Annotated in this window: 6 protein-coding genes and 1 pseudogene; 3 read left to right on the top strand and 4 right to left on the bottom strand. The window is 69.5% G+C overall.

Annotated features, from left to right (window positions below; all coding sequences use genetic code 11):
- Nucleotides 1–131, top strand: a pseudogene (locus HOQ08_RS14550) (cytidine deaminase); the annotation flags it as partial.
- Between the two features lie 3 nt (nucleotides 132–134).
- On the opposite strand, the gene HOQ08_RS14545 reads toward HOQ08_RS14550, so the two are convergent.
- The 4 genes from HOQ08_RS14545 to HOQ08_RS14530 are packed head-to-tail and all read right to left on the bottom strand — an operon-like array spanning nucleotide 135 to nucleotide 3,587.
- Nucleotides 135–503 (bottom strand): c-type cytochrome, encoded by a 369-nt coding sequence (locus HOQ08_RS14545; protein WP_291196443.1) that lies wholly within the window; start codon nucleotides 501–503, stop codon nucleotides 135–137.
- Nucleotides 500–1,828, bottom strand: coding sequence for a cytochrome C (locus HOQ08_RS14540; RefSeq protein ID WP_291196440.1), 1,329 nt, complete (start codon nucleotides 1,826–1,828; stop codon nucleotides 500–502). Before HOQ08_RS14540 ends, HOQ08_RS14545 begins: the two co-directional genes overlap by 4 nt.
- A gap of 30 nt (nucleotides 1,829–1,858) precedes the next feature.
- Nucleotides 1,859–2,512 carry a cytochrome b/b6 domain-containing protein gene (locus tag HOQ08_RS14535; protein WP_291196437.1) on the bottom strand — a complete coding sequence of 218 codons (654 nt, stop codon included), beginning with the start codon at nucleotides 2,510–2,512 and terminating at the stop codon, nucleotides 1,859–1,861.
- A complete protein-coding gene (locus HOQ08_RS14530; RefSeq protein WP_291196434.1) occupies nucleotides 2,502–3,587 on the bottom strand; it encodes a TIGR03118 family protein in 1,086 nt (361 codons plus the stop codon). The genes HOQ08_RS14535 and HOQ08_RS14530 overlap by 11 nt, the downstream gene beginning before the upstream one ends.
- A gap of 272 nt (nucleotides 3,588–3,859) precedes the next feature.
- Here HOQ08_RS14530 and HOQ08_RS14525 point away from each other — a divergent pair, with 272 nt between their 5' ends.
- Both HOQ08_RS14525 and HOQ08_RS14520 read left to right on the top strand, forming a co-directional pair.
- Entirely contained in the window at nucleotides 3,860–4,450 is a 591-nt protein-coding gene (locus HOQ08_RS14525) for an RNA polymerase sigma factor (protein ID WP_291196431.1), read from the top strand.
- Nucleotides 4,447–5,064 carry a zf-HC2 domain-containing protein gene (locus HOQ08_RS14520; RefSeq protein ID WP_291196428.1) on the top strand — a complete coding sequence of 206 codons (618 nt, stop codon included), beginning with the start codon at nucleotides 4,447–4,449 and terminating at the stop codon, nucleotides 5,062–5,064. The genes HOQ08_RS14525 and HOQ08_RS14520 overlap by 4 nt, the downstream gene beginning before the upstream one ends.
- Nucleotides 5,065–5,091: the final 27 nt, after the last annotated feature.

Genomic DNA, 5,091 nt, shown 5'->3' with positions numbered 1-5,091 from the left:
CCTGCCGGCAGGTCATGGCCGAGCTGTGCGACGGCGACATGCCGGTGCTGCTGGGCAACCTTGCCGGCGAAATCCAGCACACCACGATCGCCACGCTGCTGCCCGGCGCATTCGCACTGCCGGCGCGTTGAAGCTCAATGCAGCGTCTGCAGGTAGCCCATCAGGTCGTCTAGGTCGCCGGCGTCGCTGAGCCCGTCGTACTTCATGCGGTCGTGGGGGATCACCTGCTTGGGCGCGGCGATGTAGCGGCGCAGTTGCTCGGGCGTCCAGGTGATGCCGCTGTTGCGCATCACGTCGGAGTAGCGAAAGCCCGGCACGCTCGCCGAGCGTCGACCCACGATGCCGAACAGGGTCGGCCCTTTCTTGTTCTTCTGCGGCTGCACGCTGTGGCAGTCGGAGCATTCGGACGCATAGACGTCCTTGCCGCGTTCGGCGGCCCCGTCGGCGAGGCAGGGCAGCGCCGCGGCCAGCAGCAGGCAGGCGAGCGCGCAGCCTGCCTTCACAACGCGGCCTCCAGGAACAGCAGCCACGTATCGTTGTCGCGGGCGTTGCGGCCCTGGCCGTCGTAGTTGCGGCGCGCGCCGTTGAACCTGTCGTAGCGCGTGTATTGCAGGCCCAGGCGCAGGTTGGCCCAGGGTTCATGCCAGGAGCCCTCCTTGCCCCAGGGCGTCCAGTCGACCTGCGCGATGGTGCCGGCGGTATCCGGTCGCCCGCCGGTGTAGCCGTCACCATAGAGCATGGCATCGCGGCTGCCGCGCTCGTCGAAGCGGGCCAGCGTCACGTCCCAGGTTTCCCGCAGGTCGTAGGAGAGGGCCAGCTTGAACTCGTCCACGCGTCCGTGCAGCCGGGCCGCGCCACCGCTGGCGAGCAGCGCGCCGCGTGTCTGCCGCTCGTGGATGTAGCTTGCGTACACCGAGACCATGTGCCGGCGATTGCCCAGGTATTCGTAGCCTGCATCCAGGCCCACGTCGCGGTAGTCGTTGCGCGCGGGTTGGCCCCGGTCCGGCTGCAGGCTCGCGTTCAGGCCGATCGCGCCGACGTGGAAGGCGTGCCGCTTGTAGTCCTTGGTCCAGGCAATGCGCCAGTACAGCGTGCCGCTGCCAAGGCGGCCCGGATCCTCTTCGCGCCCGAGGCCGAGCCGGGCCTGCATGGCGGGGGAAAGGCTGCGGTAGCTGCCCAGTTCCACGTACAGCGACTTGTTCCAGAACAGATAGCCGCTCAGCCCGAGCACCCGCTGTTCCAGCCCGCCGTTGATCAGCGTGGCCGCGCCGGGCTCGAACGCCACCGAGGACTGCACGTACGGGAAACTCCACGCTGGCGAGCTGTTGAATGGATCCTGCAGGGTGGGGTTGTTGTCCAGTACCAGACCCAGCACCAGCTCTTTGCCCGAAAGGTCCAGGCTACTGGCATAGCGCAGGTCGAGCATGTCGAGCATCGCCTTGCGCTCGGCGCCGTCGTAGGTGATCTGGGTGAACGTGCCCAGGTTGGCGGCGAGCCGGCCGGCCACATAGAGCGAGGCCTGGTCGATCACCGCGTTGTCGTTGACCTTGGTCGAAGCGGTCGGCGCCCGGGCCTGGTTTTCGGCGGTGTGCGTGAACGAGGCGATCAGCGCCGCGGACAGCGGCAGCTTGCCGCCCTGCTCGTCCGAATCCACGTAGCCGCCCAGCTTGAAGCGGACGCCGTAGGGCGTCAGCTGCGGCCCATAGGCGCCCATATGGCAAGCCGCGCATTCCTGCCCGGTCTGCCGGGAATACGCGGGCACTGCGCACGCCACGCTGGTCCACGCCATGCCGAGGATGCCGGCGAGCAGCGTGATCGCCCTTGCCATGCCGGAAGCCTTCATCTCGTCCTCCGGATGTCAGGTTGTCCGCGGCATGCGCCGGGCCTGCGGCAACATGCGGCCGAGCACGCCGTCCTTGAGCACGTAGTGATGGAACAGCGCCGCCGAGGCGTGCAGCCCGACCAGGCCGATCAGGATCCAGCCGCCCACGAGGTGCAGGCCTTGCAGGCGGTCGGCCCAGCCCTCGTTCTCCGGCATCAGCACCGGCAGCGGCAGCGCCTTGAACAGGCGCGTGGAACCGCTGCGCGCATTGCTCATCAGCACGCCCAGCAGCGGCATGCCCAGCAGCAGCAGGTACAGCGCCGCGTGGGTGGCGCGCACGATCCAGCCGACCAGCCGCGGCAGCGGCGTCGGCGCGATCGGCAGGCCCAGCCGCAGCAGCAGCCGCAGCACGGTCACGCCGAATATCAGCAGGCCGACCGTGCGATGCGCATCCAGCAGCCACAGCCGCCAGGCATGGCTGACCACCTCGACGCGCAGGAAACCCAGGGCGACCGCTGCAAGCACCAGCGCCACGGTCAGCCAATGCAGCCAGCGCACGCTGGCCGGATAGGGCGCCACCACGCGCGGCACTGGTCTGGCGCCGGGTGCCAGCCGCTGCGTGGCGATGCGCTCGCGCGCGGCGTCCCTGCCGTGCGCGAGCATCGTGCCCAGCTGGCCGTCAGTGGCCATAGCTCTCGTTCGCCTGCAACCGGCCATACAGGCCGTGCGCCTCGCCGCCGGGACCGGCGGTGAAGTACAGCGTATCGACCGACTGCCCGGCATAGCCGTTGCCGAACGCCAGCCCCCACAAGCCATCGATGTGGATCGGCTTGCCGCTCGTATCGCGCAGGCCGCCCAGCAGGTTGTGGAACACCGGCTCGTAGGCGTTGATGCCGCCGTCACCGAAATTGCCCACCAGCAGGGTATTGCCGGCCTTGCCGAAGCCGGCCGGCGCCAGCGCCAGGCCCCAGGGCGCGTTCAGCGGCCCCTTCGAGGCGATCCGACCGATCAGCTCGCCGGTGGGCGTATAGACGTCCACATAGCCCAGGCCGACGCCTTTCACATCGTCGTGATGGGCCGCGTCCTGCTTGGCATAGGTCACGTAGATGTCGCCATGGATCGCCTGGATGCCGAACGGCGCGAAGCCGCGCGGGATCGCCATGTCGGTGAACGCGCCCGGAGCCATCGACATCCGCTTGAAGTGGGTGTCGTACACATCGACCTTGGCGTGGTTGAAGTCCGTCGCGTAGAGCCTGCTGCCTACGCCGCAGGCGCTCAAGGCCAGACCCTTGTAGACCGCGTTGGCGCTGACCATGCGCATGGCGTGGGTCGCGTTGACGGTGGGCGACCACGCCGCGATCACGCCGTCCTCGGTGTCGAAGATGAAGCGGGCCGGGCTGGCCATCGCGCCGGAGCCGACCATGAAATCGGTCGAACCGTTGTAGACGATGCCGGTGGGGTTTCCGCCGGTGGCCGCCGTGGGCGTGGGAATCTGCACCACCAGCGGCAGCGCCATGCCGGCGCCGTTGTAGACGGTGGATGTTCCGCTGCCGTTGTTGGCCACCCATACCGGGCCATACGGGTTGAACGCAATGCCCCAGGCGTTGACCAGATGGGCATCGACATGGTCGGCCGGCATGAAGCCGTCGGACACCAGGTTGTGTTGCTTGTAGCCGTCAGCGTGCGCAAGCGGCGCCGCGGCGACGGTGAGGACCAGTGCGAGCGCAGCGCACAGGCGCGAGGTGGATAGAGAAGCCAGCTTCATGATCGAACTCCTGCAGGATGGGAACCAGGGCCGCCGCATCGATCAGGCACGTGCCTGCGACGGCGCCGCCGGCAGCGAACGCATCGCTGCCGGCATCGCGCGCTGGGAAACGCTTCCTCGACATTCGGACGCCAGGGCCGGCGTATCGTTGCCGCCACCCACCGCGCGAGCCGGTCTATACCCGCGCCGCGGCAGGCGGTTCATGGCGGCGCCATTGAACCGGATTCGCCGCCGCAGGCATCCACGGCGCGAGCGGCCACAGCGAGAACGCCATGCGCAGCATCCATTGGAACCCGGGCACCGGCGGCGACGACCCGCCGCAGGACGACCTGGCCCTGCTCGATCGCGTCGCCGACGAGGACATGGACGCCTTCGAAGCGCTCTATCGCGTCTACCGGCCGCGGCTGAGGCGCTTCATCGGCGGCATGACGCGGCAATCGGCGCTGGCCGACGAGGTGCTCGACGACACCATGATGGTGGTGTGGCGCAAGGCGCACACCTACAACCACGAGGCGAAGGTCTCCACCTGGATCTTCGCGATCGCCTACCGGCAGACGCTCAAGGCGCTGCGGCACGACGAGGAGACCGTCGCGCTGGACGAACGGCGCGACGCCAGCGCCACGGCACCCGGTCCGGACGCGGAACGGCAGCAGCAGGAGCTGCACCGCTATCTGGGCGACGCGCTGGCCGGGCTTTCGGCCGAGCAGCGCGCGGTGATCGAGCTGACCTACTACCTCGGCTACGCCTGCCGGGAGATCGCGCAGATCATGGGCTGCCCGGTCGACACGGTGAAGACGCGGATGTTCTACGCGCGCCGCAAGCTGAAGACGCTGCTGGCGCTGACGCAGGAGGAAGCGATATGAGCGGTCGAGTGCTGCGCTTCGAAGGAACCGTCCACGCGGAAGCGGACCGGCTGCTGCCCTGGCTCGCCAACGGCACGCTCGAGAGCGAGGAGCGCGCGTGGGTCGAGCAGCACCTGGGCGATTGCGCCGCATGCCAGCGCGAACTGGCCTGGCTGCAGTCGCTGCGGTCCGCAAGGAGAGAGGAGCCGGCCCCCGCCGCCGATACCGCCCGCGCGCTGCGACGCCTGCGGCGGCGGCTCGGTCCCGCCACGGGCGCAAACCATGGCGGGCGGCGACGCCCGTGGCTGCAATGGGTGGTCGCCGCGCAGGCGGTGCTCGCGCTGGCGCTGGGCCTCGCGCTGCTGCGCGCCAGCCAGCCGCCGCCGGCCGCCTACCACACGCTGGGCGTCGCGCCCATGGCGCAGGAACAGCTGGTGGTGGTGTTCGATCCGCAGCTCAAGGAAGCGCGCATGCGCCAGCTGCTGCAGGCCTGCGAGGCGCGCGTGGTGGACGGGCCGACTGCCGCCGGCGCCTGGATCCTCAGCGTGCCGTCCGCGCGTGCCTCCAGGATCCGCGAGGCGCTGCGCGCCGCGCCCGGCGTGACCCTGGTCGAAGGCCTCGGCCCGGGGCGTTGACCATGCGCAGCCGTGGATTGCTCCTGT

The organism is Frateuria sp. (assembly GCF_013362045.1).
In the GTDB taxonomy this organism is placed as follows: Bacteria; Pseudomonadota; Gammaproteobacteria; order Xanthomonadales; family Rhodanobacteraceae; genus Frateuria_A.
The sequence above is the reverse complement of the archived record's forward strand: the minus strand, read 5'-3'. Positions and strand labels throughout refer to the sequence as shown.